This window comes from Rhizobacter sp. (assembly GCF_031412495.1).
GTDB lineage: Bacteria > Pseudomonadota > Gammaproteobacteria > Burkholderiales > Burkholderiaceae_C > Schlegelella_A.
Genome location: NZ_JANODC010000011.1, coordinates 1 through 14,856 on the forward strand (window position 1 = coordinate 1; position 14,856 = coordinate 14,856).

Annotated in this window: 15 protein-coding genes; 8 read left to right on the plus strand and 7 right to left on the minus strand. The window is 71.4% G+C overall.

From position 1 onward, the window contains the following. The 3 genes from AC30N0_RS00475 to AC30N0_RS00485 all read left to right on the plus strand — a co-directional run. Positions 1 to 238 (plus strand): hypothetical protein (locus AC30N0_RS00475; protein WP_489515981.1); only part of this gene is annotated, 238 nt, incomplete at its 5' end. Between the two features lie 25 nt (positions 239 to 263). Beyond that, positions 264 to 1,076, plus strand: a complete 813-nt coding sequence (locus AC30N0_RS00480; RefSeq protein ID WP_489515982.1) for a 16S rRNA (uracil(1498)-N(3))-methyltransferase — start codon at positions 264 to 266, stop codon at positions 1,074 to 1,076. Beyond that, entirely contained in the window at positions 1,073 to 2,263 is a 1,191-nt protein-coding gene (locus tag AC30N0_RS00485; protein WP_489515983.1) for an MFS transporter, read from the plus strand. The genes AC30N0_RS00480 and AC30N0_RS00485 overlap by 4 nt, the downstream gene beginning before the upstream one ends. Here AC30N0_RS00485 and AC30N0_RS00490 read toward each other — a convergent pair. The 7 genes from AC30N0_RS00490 to argS all read right to left on the minus strand — a co-directional run bounded on the left by AC30N0_RS00490 (position 2,255) and on the right by argS (position 9,976). Beyond that, the gene (locus AC30N0_RS00490; RefSeq protein WP_489515984.1) at positions 2,255 to 3,556 is read right to left on the minus strand and encodes a THUMP domain-containing class I SAM-dependent RNA methyltransferase; all 1,302 of its coding nucleotides are present in this window, start codon (positions 3,554 to 3,556) and stop codon (positions 2,255 to 2,257) included. The genes AC30N0_RS00485 and AC30N0_RS00490 overlap by 9 nt on opposite strands. 27 nt (positions 3,557 to 3,583) lie before the next feature. Further along, complete coding sequence (locus AC30N0_RS00495; protein WP_489515985.1) at positions 3,584 to 5,161, minus strand: RNA polymerase factor sigma-54; 1,578 nt, start codon at positions 5,159 to 5,161, stop codon at positions 3,584 to 3,586. 124 nt (positions 5,162 to 5,285) lie between these two features. Continuing rightward, entirely contained in the window at positions 5,286 to 6,056 is a 771-nt protein-coding gene (gene lptB / locus AC30N0_RS00500; RefSeq protein ID WP_489515986.1) for an LPS export ABC transporter ATP-binding protein, read from the minus strand. After that, complete coding sequence (gene lptA, locus AC30N0_RS00505; protein ID WP_489515987.1) at positions 6,053 to 6,709, minus strand: lipopolysaccharide transport periplasmic protein LptA; 657 nt, start codon at positions 6,707 to 6,709, stop codon at positions 6,053 to 6,055. Before lptA ends, lptB begins: the two co-directional genes overlap by 4 nt. Positions 6,710 to 6,886: 177 nt before the next feature. After that, on the minus strand, positions 6,887 to 7,570 hold the full coding sequence (locus AC30N0_RS00510) for a thiol:disulfide interchange protein DsbA/DsbL (RefSeq protein WP_489515988.1): 684 nt from the start codon (positions 7,568 to 7,570) through the stop codon (positions 6,887 to 6,889). A gap of 4 nt (positions 7,571 to 7,574) precedes the next feature. Continuing rightward, on the minus strand, positions 7,575 to 8,264 hold the full coding sequence (locus AC30N0_RS00515; protein WP_489515989.1) for an SPOR domain-containing protein: 690 nt from the start codon (positions 8,262 to 8,264) through the stop codon (positions 7,575 to 7,577). Then, positions 8,261 to 9,976, minus strand: coding sequence for an arginine--tRNA ligase (gene argS, locus AC30N0_RS00520; protein WP_489515990.1), 1,716 nt, complete (start codon positions 9,974 to 9,976; stop codon positions 8,261 to 8,263). The genes AC30N0_RS00515 and argS overlap by 4 nt, the downstream gene beginning before the upstream one ends. A 140-nt stretch (positions 9,977 to 10,116) precedes the next feature. Here argS and AC30N0_RS00525 point away from each other — a divergent pair, with 140 nt between their 5' ends. The 5 genes from AC30N0_RS00525 to AC30N0_RS00545 all read left to right on the plus strand — a co-directional run. Continuing rightward, a complete protein-coding gene (locus tag AC30N0_RS00525; RefSeq protein WP_489515991.1) occupies positions 10,117 to 11,484 on the plus strand; it encodes a serine/threonine-protein kinase in 1,368 nt (455 codons plus the stop codon). A 182-nt stretch (positions 11,485 to 11,666) separates the two neighbouring features. Next, complete coding sequence (locus AC30N0_RS00530) at positions 11,667 to 11,900, plus strand: PsiF family protein (RefSeq protein ID WP_489515995.1); 234 nt, start codon at positions 11,667 to 11,669, stop codon at positions 11,898 to 11,900. Further along, positions 11,900 to 12,892: a class I SAM-dependent methyltransferase gene (locus tag AC30N0_RS00535; RefSeq protein WP_489515992.1), complete on the plus strand. Its 993-nt coding sequence runs from the start codon at positions 11,900 to 11,902 to the stop codon at positions 12,890 to 12,892. The genes AC30N0_RS00530 and AC30N0_RS00535 overlap by 1 nt, the downstream gene beginning before the upstream one ends. Before the next feature lie 60 nt (positions 12,893 to 12,952). Continuing rightward, positions 12,953 to 13,645 (plus strand): haloacid dehalogenase type II, encoded by a 693-nt coding sequence (locus AC30N0_RS00540; protein ID WP_489515993.1) that lies wholly within the window; start codon positions 12,953 to 12,955, stop codon positions 13,643 to 13,645. 11 nt (positions 13,646 to 13,656) lie between these two features. Continuing rightward, positions 13,657 to 14,856: malate synthase (locus tag AC30N0_RS00545; RefSeq protein WP_489515994.1), on the plus strand; the 1,200-nt coding region annotated here is incomplete at its 3' end.

Consider the following 14,856-nt stretch of genomic DNA (forward strand, 5'->3'; position numbering starts at 1 on the left):
ACCCGTCGACATCGACATCGATGCCGCCACGATCGACTTCGCGACCCTGCGCGGCGCCCTCGGCAAGCTCATCTCCAAGGAGCTCGGCATGCGCGGCATCGGCATGTCGATGGTCCTCGAGGAAGCGATCACCGTCGACGACCTCCGCGACGTCGCCCGGCGGACGCTGAAGCAGATCAGCGACCGCAAGGGCCTCGCTGCCGCCGCCGAAGCGCGCAAGTTCCTGTTCGGCAGCTGACCGCCGCAGCGCCCCGCGGCAGCCCATGAGAGCCGCCCTGCCCGCGGCGAAGCCGACGCTGCGCATCTTCGTCGATGCGCCGCTGGCGGCTGGAGGCAACCTCGCCCTCGCGCCCGGCCCGGCGCGTCACATTCAGGTGCTGCGGGCCCAGCCGGGCGACGCGGTGACGCTGTTCAACGGCGCGGACTCCTTGGAATGGCCGGCCCGCATCGTGCGCATGTCGCGCCAGGGTGTCGAGGTGCAGGTCGGCGACGGGGTCGCGGTCGATCGGGAGCTGGCGGTGGCCGTGACCCTGGCCGTGGGAGTCCCGGCCAACGACCGCATGGACGGCCTGATCGAGAAGGCCGGCGAGCTCGGCGCGACGGCGGTCCAGCCGCTCGTCTGCGAACGGTCGGTGCTGCGCATCGCCGAGGCCCGAGCCGAGGCGAAGCAGCGGCACTGGAACGCCGTGGCGGCAGCGGCGAGCGAGCAGTGCGGGCGGGTTCGCGTCACCACCGTGCTGCCGATCCGGCCGCTGGCCGACTGGCTCGCCGAGCTGCGCGCGTCGGGTCCGGCGGGCGGCGGAGGCGGCATCGACGTCGTCCTCAGCTTCGCTGCCTCGGCCCGCGCGCCAGGTGCCGTGCTCGCCGCAGCGGCGCCCGGCGCCGCGCCCGATGCAACGCCGGCGGTGCGCGTCCTCAGCGGGCCGGAAGGCGGTCTGACCGCGGCCGAGGAGAGCGCCGCCGTGGAGCTCGGCTTCGTCCGCGTCGGCCTCGGCCCGCGCATCCTGCGCGCCGACACCGCACCGCTGGCCCTGCTCGCCTGGCTCGGCCTGCACGCCGTGAAAGTGCCCGGATGAACCGCGCCCTCGTCCTGCTCGCGCTGTGCCAGGGCTTCTTCCTCACCAACAACGTCACCTTCATCGCCATCAACGGGCTGGTCGGCCTGGCGCTGGCGCCCGAGGCCTGGATGGCGACGCTGCCGATCACGGCCTATGTCGCCGGCGCCGCCCTCTTCGCCGGCCTCGTCGGCCGGCACCAGCGCGCCTGGGGCCGCCAGCGCGCGTTCCAGTTCGGCCTGTGCATGGCGATCGCGTCGACGGCCCTGTGCGCCTGGGCCGCGGTGAACCGCGAGTTCTGGGTCCTCGTCGGCGCCACCCTGCTGGCTGGCTACTACAACGCCAACGGCGGGCTGTACCGCTTCGCCGCCACCGAGATCGTGGCGCCGGACTTCAAGGAGCGGGCGATCTCGTGGGTCCTGGCCGGCGGCATCATCGGCGCCGTCGCCGGGCCGAACCTGGCGCAGGTCTCGCGCAACTGGCTGCCGGTCGAGTTCGCCGGCGCCTACGCGGCGCTGGCCGGGCTGGCCCTGTGCTCGCTGGCGACGATGTCGTTCATCCGCTTCCCGCCGCTGCCGGTGCCGACCGTTGCCGCGCCCGGGCGGCCGCTGCGCGAGATCACGGCCCAGCCGGTGTTCATCGTCGCCGTCGTCGCCTGCGCCTTCGGCTATGGCGTCATGAACCTGCTGATGGCAGCGACGCCGATCGCGATGGCCATGCACGCTCATCCGTTCGCGAACACGGCGCTCGTTCTCGAGTGGCACGTGCTCGGCATGTTCGTGCCGAGCTTCTTCACCGGCAACCTGATCCGCCGCTTCGGCGCCATCCCGGTGATGGCGGTCGGGCTCGGCCTGAACCTCGTCTGCATCGTCGTGGCGCTGAACGGCATGGACCTCGAGCACTTCCTCGTCGCCCTGTTCACCCTCGGCGTCGGCTGGAACTTCCTCTTCATCGGCGGCACCTCGCTGGTCACGACCTCGTACCGCCCCGAGGAGAAGACGCTGGCGCAGGCGGCGATGGACACGGTCATCTTCGCGACGATGTCGCTCACCTCCTTCAGCTCGGGCGCGCTGGTGACGACGCAGGGCTGGACCTGGCTCAACCTCGGCTCGCTCGTGCCGGTGCTGCTGATGGGCGCGGCGCTCGCCTGGTACGTCGTGAACCGGCGCCGCGCCGCCGCGGCCGGCGCGCCGCCGGCCCTACCCTGAGCTGCGTTCGTCCGCGCTGGGCTCGTCTGCGCCGCGCTCGATGCGGGCGCGGCCGGCCGCGCGCGCCGAGCCGGCGACGAGATCGAAGCGGAACAGACGGCACTCGATCGGCCCGTTCCACATCGGCATCCGGCGCGACTCCTTCAGCCGCATCGCGCTCGGCAGGCGCACCTCGGGGCTTAGGATCCAGGCGGTCCAGCCGGCCGGGTGCGCGGTGTAGGCCTTCTTCCAGTGCGCGGCCAGGCGGCTGAAGAAGTCGCCCGGTGCGCGCCGGTTCTCGTCGTGCGGTTCGGTGGGCCCGCGCACCGCCGCCTTGCCGCCCACCTCGATCCGCTCGCCGTAGGGAGGATTGACGAGCAGGGTGCCCGGCAGCCCGGCAGGAAGCGCCGGCGCCGGGCGCTCGAGCGCGTCGCCGCCGTTGAACGTGATCGCCGCGGCGACGCCGGCGCGCTCGGCGTTGCGGCGCGCGAAGTCGACCATGCGAAAGGAGATGTCGCTGGCAAAGATCGGCACCTGCGGCGCTTGCACCCGCTCGCGCGCCGCTGCCTTCAGGGCTTCCCACTCGGCGCGGCGCTCCGCGCCGGCGAAAGGCAGCAGGCGTTCGAAGGCGAAGCGACGCAGGGCGCCGGCGGCCATGCCCGAGGCGATCTGCGCCGCCTCGATGGCGATCGTCCCCGAGCCGCAGCACGGGTCGTGCAGCGCGCCGCCGGCGTCGGCGCGGCCCTGCCAGCCGGCGGCGGCGAGCATGGCCGCGGCCAGCGTCTCCTTGAGCGGGGCGTCGCCGGTGTCGGCACGCCAGCCGCGCTTGAACAGCGACTCGCCGGAGCTGTCGACGTAGAGCGCGGCGCGCTCGGCGTCGACGTGCAGCACGACGGGCAGGTCGGGCCGGGAGGTGTCGACGCTGGGCCGCTCGCCATGCGCGTCGCGCATCCGATCGCACAGGCCGTCCTTGATGCGCAGGGCCGCGAAGTTGAGGCTGCGGAGCGGGCTGCGGTGCGCCGTCGTGTCGACGCGGATCGTCTGCCGCGGCGTGATCCAGTCGGACCAGTCGACGCCCCGGGCCAGCGCGTAGAGGTCGGCCTCGTCGCGGTACGGCCCTTCGGCCACCTCGACGAGCACGCGCTGGGCCAGGCGGCTCTCGAGGTTGAGCACCATCACCTCGTGCGGATCTCCGGCCAGCGCCACGCCGCCGCGCCGCGACTGAACGGCCGCGGCGGGAAGCAGGCGCCGCACCTCGGCCTCGAGCAGGGACTCGACGCCGGCGGCGCAGGGCAGGAACAGCGGCAGCGGCATGACGTACGCAGGTGCGCGCTGTCGCGCCTACATCGCCTTGCGCATCTGCGTCGGCGCGATCTTGAGCGCCTCGCGGTACTTGGCCACGGTGCGCCGCGCGACGTGGATGCCCTGCTCGTCGAGCATCTGCGAGATCTGGCTGTCGGAGAGCGGCTTCAGCGGGTCCTCGGCATCGACGATCTGGCGGATGAGTGCCCGCACGGCGGTGCTCGAGGCATTGCCGCCGGAATCCGTGCCGAGCGAGGAGCCGAAGAAGTACTTCAGCTCGAAGGTGCCGTAGGGCGTCGACATGTACTTGGCGGTCGTCACGCGCGAGATCGTCGACTCGTGCAGGCCGAGCTCGTCGGCGATTTCGCGCAGGACGAGCGGCTTCATCGCGATGGCGCCGTGCGTGAAGAAGCTCTTCTGACGCTCGACGATGGCCTGCGACACGCGCTGGATGGTGTCGAAGCGCTGCAGGATGTTCTTCACGAACCAGCGCGCTTCCTGCAGGCGCGAGTTCAGGCCCGCGCCGGCGCCGTTCAGCCCGCCGCTGCCGCGGTGCTGGCGGATGGCGTTCGCGTAGAGGTCGTTGATCTTCAGCTTCGGCATCACGTCGGGATTGAGATGCACCTTCCAGCCGCGGCCGACCTTCTGCACGATGACGTCGGGGACGACGATGTTGGCCTCGGCGCGCGCGAACGGCCGGCCCGGCTTGGGCTCGAGCGAGACGATGAGCGCCTGCGCGTCGCGCAGCATCTGCTCGTCGGCGCCGGTCACCGCCATCAGCTTCTTCAGGTCGCGCCGGGCGAGCAGCGGCAGGTGGTTCTTGCAGATGATGATGGCGACCGCCTGCGTCTCGCTCCGCTCGCGCGTGCGCAGCTGCAGGGTCAGGCACTCGGCCAGGTCGCGGGCGCCGACGCCGGTCGGCTCCATGCTCTGCACGTAGCGCAGCGCGCAGCGCAGCTGGGCCAGGAGCGGATCGCTGGTGTCGCCGTCGTCGCAGCTCGCGGCGGGCTGGGCGTCGAACTCCAGGCCGCCTTCGCGCAGGCGGTCGGCGATGTCCTCGAGCGAGTCGCTGAGGTAGCCCTCGTCGTCGAGCGAGTCGATCAGGACGAGGACGGCGGCGGTGTCGGCCGGCGACAGGCGCATGCCGGTGAGCTGGCTGCGCAGGTGGTCCTGCAGGCTCTGCGGCGGCGTGTCTCGGTCCTGGTCGTCGAGGCCTTCGCCGTCGTTCTGCGTGCGCGCCTTCCCCGGCATCTCGCGGATGCCGTCGAAGTCCTCGCGCTCGGTGCCGTTCTCCCAGTCCTCGCGCTCGGTGGCGCCAAACTCGGCCGCCCCGTCGATCGGCCCGAGCTCCTCGCCCCCGTCGACGCCCGAGACGGTGTCGCCCGCCCGCTCCGACTCGCGCTCGCCGGCATGCTCGGCCGTCGACAGACGTTCGGTCAGCGGCTCGAAGGCCGGCGCCGGCTCCTCCTCGGTCTCGAGGAAGGGGTTCTGCTCGAGCATCTGCTCGACTTCCTGCTGCAGCTCGACCGTCGACAGCTGCAGAAGGCGGATCGACTGCTGCAGCTGCGGCGTGAGCGCCAGATGCTGCGAGAGCCGGACCTGCAACGTCTGCTTCATGGCGTTGGCCAGGAGACTGCGGGGGCGTGACCGGCCGGGCGCCGGGCCGCTCCCAAGCCCGGCCGCGCCCCCTCGGGGGGCAGCGAACGGAAGGAGCGCAGCGACTGATGCGAGCGTGGGGGCATCACATTCTGAAGTGCTCGCCGAGGTAGACCTTGCGGACGTCGGCATTGGCGACGATCTCCGCAGGGGTTCCCTCGGCCAGGACCCGGCCTTCGCTGATGATGTAGGCGCGGTCGCAGATGCCTAGCGTCTCCCGCACGTTGTGGTCCGTGATCAGCACGCCGCTGCCGCGGCCGCGCAGGAAGCCGATGATCCGCTGGATCTCGATCACCGCGATCGGGTCGATGCCGGCGAAGGGCTCGTCGAGCAGGATGAAGCGCGGCTGCGTCGCCAGGGCGCGGGCGATCTCGACCCGGCGCCGCTCGCCGCCCGAGAGCGCCGGGGCCGGCGAGGCGCGCAGCTTCTCGATCGACAGGTCGCGCAGCAGGCCCTCGAGGGTCGCGTCGATGACCGGCTTCTTCAGCGCCTTGCCCTGGGCGTCGACCTGCAGCTCGAGGATGGCGCGGATGTTCTCCTCGACGTTGAGCTTGCGGAAGATCGACGGCTCCTGCGGCAGGTAGGACAGGCCGAGGCGCGAGCGGCGGTGGATCGGCAGCCGCTCGACGCGCCGACCCTCGATCGTGATCTGGCCGCCGTCGGGGCGGACCAGGCCGACGATCATGTAGAAGCTGGTCGTCTTGCCGGCGCCGTTCGGGCCAAGCAGGCCGACGACCTCGCCGCTGCGGACCGCCAGGCGGACGCCGTCGACGACCGTTCGCGAGCCGTAGGCCTTGCGCAGATTGTGGGCTTCGAGCCGGTGCCGGACCGGCTCGGCCTGCGTCTCGACGGTCACGGCCGGGCTCCGAGCGCTGGCGCCGTCCGCAGCGCGGGGGCCGAGGCCGCACCAGCACTCGCCGCGCGCGCCGCCTCGGTGGCGGCGGCACTGCCTTCGCGCGGCGTCAGCGTCGCGCGCACGCGCCCGCTCGGGTTGGCGGCCGTCGCGGGTGCGCCGCCGCTGACGTTGAAGACCTCGGTCGTGCTGTCGTAGGTGACGAGGTTGCCCGCGATCTCGTCGGCGACCTCGGCGCCGCGCAGGCGCCGCACGGAGGCGTTGTTGACGAAGCGGATGACGTCGGACTTGCCGTCGTACTCCAGCCGCTCGGCGTCGCCGGCGATGTACTCGTCAGGCACGTCGCGCTTCTGCCGGAAGGTCGCGTGCTGCTGCGGCGTCCCGAAGGCGACGGCCGTGTGGTAGCCGTCGGGCAGCTCGCGCACCTCGATGCGCGAGGCCCGGATCGTCATCGTTCCCTTGGTCACGACCACGTTGCCGCTGAAGACGACGAACTGGTTCAGCAGGTCGATCCGGCCCGGCAGGTCGGCTTCGACGTTGAGCGGCTTGAAGCGGTCCGCCTTCTCGGCGTTGGCTCCGGTGCCGAGGGCCAGGAGCGGGGCCAGCGCCAGACCGGCCAGGAGGCGCTGCAGGGGTGGGAAGGTGGAGTGTGGCAAGGTTCGGCAGCGTCGGAGGGGAGGGGGCGCGAAGCGTTCCGCATCACGGCATGAATCTTGCATTGCATTCTATGCCACGGCGCGCCGAGAGCCCCCCGGGAACCGCTCCAATCTCACGCTTGCCCGCTCCGAGGTTGACGCACCCGGCTGCGGACCGGGGTGGACCGGGCCCGTGCGTCAGCTCTTCGCGTCCTTGCGGACCCGAGCGATCAGGGCGTCGACCACGGCCAGCATGCGTTCGTTCGAGCCGCCCTTGCCGCTGCCGCCGGCGTTGGCCAGGGTGCCGTTGGTATAGAAGCGGCCGTGCACGCCCATGGCCGGGACGGCATCGATCTTGTAGGCCGCCGCCGTCTGCCGCGCCTGCAGCCCCTTCGCCTGCACGGCGAAGGAATTGAACGCGGCCATGAACTTGTCGCCATCGACGCCGTTGCGCGTCACGAAGGCCAGCATGTCCTCGGTGCTGCGCAGGCGCGTGCGCTCGGCGTGGATGGCGTGATAGATGCGCCGGTGCAGCGTCGGCAGCAGGCCGAGGCTCTCGAGTGCATAGAACAGCCGCTGCTGGGCCGTGAACGGCTCCTCGCGGAACCAGACCGGCACGCGCCTGAAGGCGATGTCCTCCGGCTGGCGCCCGGCCCAGGCCTCCAGAGCCGGCTCGAAGGCGTTGCAGTGCGGGCACTCGTACCAGAAGAACTCGACGACCTCGATCCGGCCTGGCGTGACCGGCACCGGCTGGGCCAGGCGCACGTAGTGGACGTCCTGGACCGGGGCCGGCTGGGCCGCGGCGCGTGGCGAGGCCAGCGCACCCGCCAGCCCGGCGCCGGCCAGGCCGGCGGAGAAATCGCGTCGGGTCAAGGGCATCATGGCGTCACCGCTGCACCGCGACCAGGGTCGCTTCCACGCCCGAGTCGCCGAGCTTGCCCTTGGTGCTCTCGGCGTCCTCGCGCCGCTCGAACGGGCCGACGCGGACCCGGTACACCGTTCGCCCGGCCTGCTCGCGCTCGGTAAGGCGGCTCTCGACGCCCAGCATCGCCAGCTTGGCCCGCTGCTGCTCGGCGTCCTCGCTGCGGGTGAAGGCGCCGGCCTGCACGAAGTAGGTGAACGGGCTCGTCCCGGCGGCGGACACGGCCTGCGACGCTCTCGCTGCCGGCGTGGTGGCCACAGCGGCACTGGCAGCACTGGCGGCGCCCGCCCGCGCCAGCCGCGGCGCGCTCGCCGACGCCGCCGTCGACGGTGCCGTCTGCGGGAGCGCCGGTGCCGCGATCGGCGGCCGGGCCGGGTCGGGCAGCGCCGGCGCCGCGGAAGCCGTTGGAGCACTGGCGGCGGGCGCCGGGTTGCGCCCGGCCAGGGCGCTGTTCGGGTCCCAGTTGCGGTTGCGCTCGATCTCGGCCGCGTCCTGCCCGGCCGACCGGCCCGGCACCTTGTTGACGAATGGATTCGGGGCCTTGGTGACGTAGAGCGCCACGCCGAGCGCCAGGGCCAGGCCGATCAGCAGGCCGACGACGAGGCCGATGATGAAGCCGCCGCGCTGGGTCCGCCTCGAGGAATGCTGCTTCATGAATCTGCCGTCTCCACTTCCCTGTCCATGCGTTCCGGGGCGCTGACGCCGAGGACCCCGAGCGCGTTGCGAATGACCTGGCGGGTCGCCGCCAGGAGCGCGAGCCGGGCCCGCGCCAACGCCCGGTCGTCGACGAGGAACCGCTCCGCGCCGTAGTAGCTGTGAAAGCCGGCGGCGAGGTCGCGCAGGTAGAAGGCGATCTCGTGCGGCGCCAGCCCGAGCGCCGCGGTGGCCAGCACGTCCGGGTAGTCGGCGAGCTTTCTCAGCAGTGCCACCTCGGTGGGCGCGACGAGGAGCGCGAGATCCGCCTCGGCGGGCGCAGCGGCACCGGCGCCGCCGTCGCGCGCCGCGGCCTGTTCGAGGACCGAGCAGATGCGGGCGTGCGCGTACTGCACGTAGAAGACCGGGTTCTCGTCGTTCTGCTTGAGCGCGAGGTCGACGTCGAAGGTGAACTCGGTGTCGGCCTTGCGGCTGAGCATGAAGAAGCGGACGGCGTCGCGGCTGGTCCACTCGATCAGGTCGCGCAAGGTCACGTAGCTGCCGGCGCGCTTGCTGAGCTTGACCTCGACGCCGCCGCGCTCGACCCGCACCATCGTGTTCAGCACGTACGCCGGGTACGTCGGCGGGATCTGCGGGTCGGCGGCCTGCAGTCCGGCGCGCACGCGGGCGATCGTGCCGTGGTGGTCGGTGCCCTGGATGTTGATGGCCCGCCTGAAGCCGCGCTCGACCTTGGCCAGGTGATAGGCGACGTCCGGCACGAAGTACGTGAAGCTGCCGTCGGACTTGCGCATCACGCGGTCCTTGTCGTCGCCGTAGTCGGTGGTGCGCAGCCAGAGGGCGCCGCCCGACTCGTAGGTCTTGCCGGAGGCGACCAGGCGCTCGACCGTCCGCTCGACGCGGCCGTCGGCGTAGAGGCTGGATTCGAGATAGTGGTTGTCGAAGCGGACGCCGAAGGCGGCGAGGTCGAGGTCCTGCTCGTGGCGCAGATAGGCGACGGCGAACTGGCGGATGGCGTCGAGATCGTCGACCGCGCCGGAGGCGGTGAACGAGCGATCGTCGGCGCGCACCGTCTTGCCGGCGCGGAAGTCGGCGGCGATGTCGGCGATGTAGTCGCCGTTGTAGGCGCTCTCCGGCCAGCCGGGATCGCCGGGCGCCAGCCCGTCGAGGCGCGCCTTCACCGACGCGGCCAGGGTCGCGATCTGCACCCCGGCGTCGTTGTAATAGAACTCGCGCGTGACGCGGCGGCCCTGCGTCTCGAGCAGGTTGCAGATGGCGTCGCCGAGCGCGGCCTGGCGCGCGTGGCCGACGTGGAGCGGCCCGGTCGGGTTGGCGGAGACGAATTCGACGAGCACCGGTTCGGCGGCGCCGCCACGCACCCCGTAGGCGCCGCCGTCGGCCAGCACCTGGGCCACGACGCGCTGCCGGGCCGCGGCGCGCAGGTGCAGGTTGATGAACCCCGGGCCGGCGATCTCGACCTTCTCGACCCAGCGCTCGACCGGCGTCTTCGTGCGCAGCGCGGCGATCAGCTCGGCCGCGACCTCGCGCGGATTGCGCCGCTGCGCCTTGGCGAGCGGCATCGCCGCGGTGACGGCGAGGTCGCCGTGCGAAGCCTGGCGCGGCGTCTCGAAAGCGGCGTCTAAGCCATGGCCCGGGCTCACTTCGGCGATTGCGGCGCGCAGCGCGTCGAGCAATTCTTCACGGGCCGATGTCATCGCGGAATTCTACGGGTCGCCCCGCGCAGGCCCCGACGCGCGCGGCGTGGCGGAGAGCATGAAAAGAGAAGACCCGGGTGGACTTGGTCACACTTTGTATCCGACACGGATGCAAGAATCGCGTGGCACTTTTCGCATCCATGTCCGCCGCGCTCACCGCCTCCGCCCCTGCCGTCGCCCTGGCCGACGCGCCGTCGGTGCCGGTGATGATCGGCAAGTACCGCGTCCTCGGCCGCCTCGGCGACGGCGCCACCAGCGAAGTCTTCCTCGCCTTCGACGATTTCCAGGGCCGCCACGTCGCCATCAAGCGCGTCCGCGCGCCGATGGCCAACGACACCATGGACGGGCGCTACTCGGAGCGCTTCTTCGCCGCCGAGGCGGCGCTCGTCGGCCGGCTGCACCACCCGAACGTGGTCCAGATCTTCGACGCGGTGCCGGATCCTGTCGCGCCCTACCTGGTCATGGAGTACGTCGCCGGCAGCACCCTGCGGCCGTACTGCCGGGCCGACCAGCTGCTGTCGCTCGAGCTCATCGTCGAGATCGGCTTCAAGTGCGCGATGGCGCTCGGCTACGTCTACCGGCAGGGCCTGATCCACCGCGACGTCAAGCCGGCCAACCTGCTCGCCGTCCTTACCAACGGCACCATCACCGACGTCAAGATCACCGACTTCGGCAGCGTCCTGAACCTCGATTCGGACGTGACCCAGATCCACCGGGTCGGATCGCTCGCCTACATGTCTCCGGAGCAGCTCGACGGCGGCACCCTCGACTGCCGGGCCGATATCTACTCGCTCGGCGCCGTGCTCTACCACCTCATCGCCGGTCGGCCGCTCTTCGATGCGCAGGTGCAGTCGGCCATGATGCATCAGATCTACAACGTCAAGCCGGCGCCTCTGGTCGGCATCCGCGCCGGCGTCACGGCGGGGCTCGACGCCGTCGTGCAGCGGGCCCTGGCCAAGGCGCCGGGCGACCGCTACAGCGACTGGAGCGAGTTCGCCGCCGCCATTTCCGAGCTGGTCACGACGCAGCAGGTGCCGCGCGGCCAGTTCCAGGGCGTGCTCGACTCGGAGCGCTTCACCTTGCTGCGCACGCTGGAGTTCTTCTCCAACTTCGGCGACGTCGAGCTGTGGGAGGTAGTGCACCGCGCGCGCTGGCAACGCTTCCATTTCGGCCACGCGCTCTACCGCAAGGGCGAGGAAGGCAACAGCTTCCACATCATCGCGCAGGGCGCCGTCGAGGTGTTCCGCGACGGCAAGAAGGTGGCGCAGCTCGGCTCCGGAACGTCCGTCGGCGAAATGGCCTATCTCGCGCCCAGCGCCGAGCTGAAGCGGCACAGCACCGACGTCATCGTCACCGAGCCGGCGACGACGATCTCGTTCACGCCCGAGACGCTGATGCAGGTGAGCCCGAACACGCGCCACCTGTTCCACGATTCGTTCATCAAGGTGCTCGTGCGTCGCCTGCACACGGCGCACGAAGCGCTCGCCCACCCGCGCCGGATTTTCTGAGCGTTGTTGCCGGCCGCGCCGGCGCCATGCTCCAATCCCGGCAGGCGGCTTCGGGACGAAACCGCTCCCGTCCACAACCTCCGGAGACGACCGTGCGCCATACCATCCTTTCCCTGACCGCCGCCCTGGCACTGGCCATCCCGGCGGCCGCCCTCGCCAACGCCCACAAGGAAGCCCCGGGCATGGCCAAGGCCGCCGCCAGCGCGCCGAAGACGGCTCAGCAGAGCAAGATGACCACCTGCAACGCCGAGGCCGCCGACAAGAAGGGCGACGAGCGCAAGGCCTTCATGAAGAGCTGCCTGTCGGCGCCGAAGGTGACCGCGCAGCAAGGCAAGATGAAGCAGTGCAACGTCGACGCCAAGGACAAGAAGGGCGACGAGCGCAAGGCCTTCATGAAGAGCTGCCTGTCGGCGTAGTGGCAGAAGCGGTCCCGGCGGCGCGCGCGTTCGACTACGCCGCGGCCGCCAAGGAATCGGTGCCCTGCCCGCTCTGCGGGCAGTCTTCCTTCGAGCGGCTCGCGACGATCGACCGCTACGGCATGGGCCTGGCCACCGTCGGCTGCCGCGGCTGCGGTCTCGTGCAGACGCAGCCGCGCCTCACCATCGGCGGCTTCGCCGACTTCTACCGGCAGAGCTATCGCGCCTACTACCAGGGCGTGGTCGAGCCGAGCGCCGACTACGTCCGGCGGATGAACAAGGACGCGCGGCTCGATGCCACGGTCGCGTGGCTGCGGGACGCCGGCGTCCTCGGCGGCGCGGCCGGAGTCCTCGACGTCGGCTGCAGCGAAGGGACGCTCTTCGCGGCGCTGCGCCGGGGCGGCTTCCCGGGGGCGCTGCGCGGCGTGGAGCCGAACGACGCCTTTCGCGCCTACACGGCGGCAGAGCACGGGGCCGAGGTCGTGGCCGGCGAAGGCGATCTGCCCGAGGCGTGGCGCGGCACGATCGGCCTGGTGACGATGATCCACGTGCTCGAGCACGTCGCCGACCCGGTCGCGACGCTGGCCCGCCTGCGCGGCTTCCTCGGCGCGGGCGGCCACCTCTACGTCGACGTTCCCGACGTGGCCGAGTACGCGAGCCTGAAAGACCTGCACATCGCCCACATCTTCCACTTCGGCGGGAAGACCCTGCGCGCCACGCTCGTCGCCGCCGGCTTCGAGGTGGCGAGCATCGAGGCGCATCGGCCGCTCGGCCACCCGCCGTCCCTGCGTGCGCTGGCGCGTCCTGCAGCGGTCGCGTCCGTCGCTGCGCCCTCAGACGGGTCGCCAAAGTCGACCGGCGAGCCGGCGGGCTGGGCCCAGGTCCGGCGCATCAACCGGGCGCGCCACCGCCTCGCCCTGAAGCGGCTCATCCGCTCGGCGCTGGCGCGCAACCCCATCTACGCTGCCTTGCGGGCCCGCCGTCGCCGCTGACGACGGGTGCGGACGCCCTCGGCGGCAAGGGGCCGCGGACCGATCGAATAGATTAGCGGGATGTCCGCACCCCCGGTCCGCCCCGTCCCTCGCGCCGTGCTCTTCGACGCCTACGGCACGCTGTTCGACGTCTACAGCATCGGCGTCGCCGCGGAGCGCCGCTTCCCCGGCGCCGGCGAGCGCCTCGCCACCCTCTGGCGGGACAAGCAGATCGAGTACACCCGCCTCTGCTCCATGAGCGGCCGGCCACGCAGCTTCGCCGACTGCACGCGGGCCGGCCTGCGCTATGCCGCGCGGCGGCTCGAGCTGCCGCTCGATGCCGCGAGCGAAAGCACGCTGATGAGCGGCTACGGGCAGCTCGCGCCCTTCGCCGAGAACGGCGAGGTCCTGGCGACGCTGCAGGGCCTGGGCATCCGCACCGGCGTGCTCAGCAACGGCGACCCGGACATGCTGGCGGCCGTCGTCCGCCACGCCGGTTTCGAGCGCTGGCTCGATCCGGTGCTCAGCGTCGAGAGCACCGGCCGCTTCAAGACCGACCCGGCGACCTACGCGCTCGGCACGTCGGCGCTCGGCCTCGCCGCCGCCGACATCCTGTTCGTGTCGAGCAACTGCTGGGACGCGATCGGCGCGACCTGGTTCGGCTACACGACGCTGTGGATCAACCGCTTCGGCCTGCCGATCGAGGAGCTCGGGACCGAACCCACGCGGGTGGGGACCCGGCTCAACGACGTGCTCGCTTTCTTTTCTTCCTGAGGACCCCGACCATGACTCCCGTTCTTCCCGCCGGCCTGCAGATCAACGCACCGATCCTGCCCGGCTTCGAGCAGATCCTGAGCGCGCCCGCGCTCGAACTCGTGGCCCGCCTGCACCGCGCCTTCGAACCGCGCCGCCAGGCGCTGCTCGCCGTCCGCGCCGAACGCGCCCGGCGCCTCGACGCCGGCGAGCGGCCCGACTTCCTGGCCGAGACGGCGGCCATCCGCGCCGGCGACTGGAAGATCGCACCCGTTCCGCCGGCGCTGCAATGCCGTCGTGTCGAGATCACCGGCCCGGTCGACGCGAAGATGGTCATCAACGCCTTCAACTCGGGCGCCGACTCGTACATGACGGACTTCGAGGACAGCAACTCGCCGCTGTGGACGAACCAGATCCAGGGCCAGATCAACATCGGCCGTGCGATCCGGCGCGAGCTCTCGTTCTCGCAGGCGTCGCCCGCCGGGACGAAGTCGTACAAGCTCAACGACAAGATCGCGACGCTGCAGGTGCGGCCGCGCGGCTGGCACCTCGACGAGAAGCACGTGCTCGTCGACGGCCAGCGCGTCAACGGTGGCATCTTCGACTTCGCCCTCTTCATGTTCCACAACGCCAAGGAAACCCTGGCGCGCGGCTTCGGGCCCTACTTCTACCTGCCCAAGCTCGAGAGCCACCAGGAGGCGCGGCTCTGGAACGACATCTTCGTGATGACGCAGACGGAGCTGGGGATCCCGCAGGGCACGATCAAGGCGACGGTCCTCGTCGAGACCATCCTCGCCGCGTTCGAGATGGACGAGATCCTCTACGAGCTGCGTGAGCACAGCGCCGGCCTCAACGCCGGCCGCTGGGACTACATCTTCAGCTGCATCAAGAAGTTCAAGCTCGACCGCGACTTCTGCCTCGCCGACCGCGCCAAGGTGACGATGACGGCGCCCTTCATGCGCGCCTACGCGCTGCTCCTGCTGCAGACCTGCCACAAGCGCGGCGCGCCGGCGATCGGCGGCATGAGCGCGCTGATCCCGATCAAGAACGACCCGGCGAGAAACGAGGCGGCGATGGCCGGGATCATCGCCGACAAGCGCCGCGACGCGACCGACGGCTACGACGGCGGCTGGGTCGCGCACCCGGGCCTGGTCGAGGCGTCGATGAAGGAGTTCGTCGCCGTGCTCGGCGACCGGCCGAACCAGTTCGAGAAGCAGCGGCCGGACGTCGCC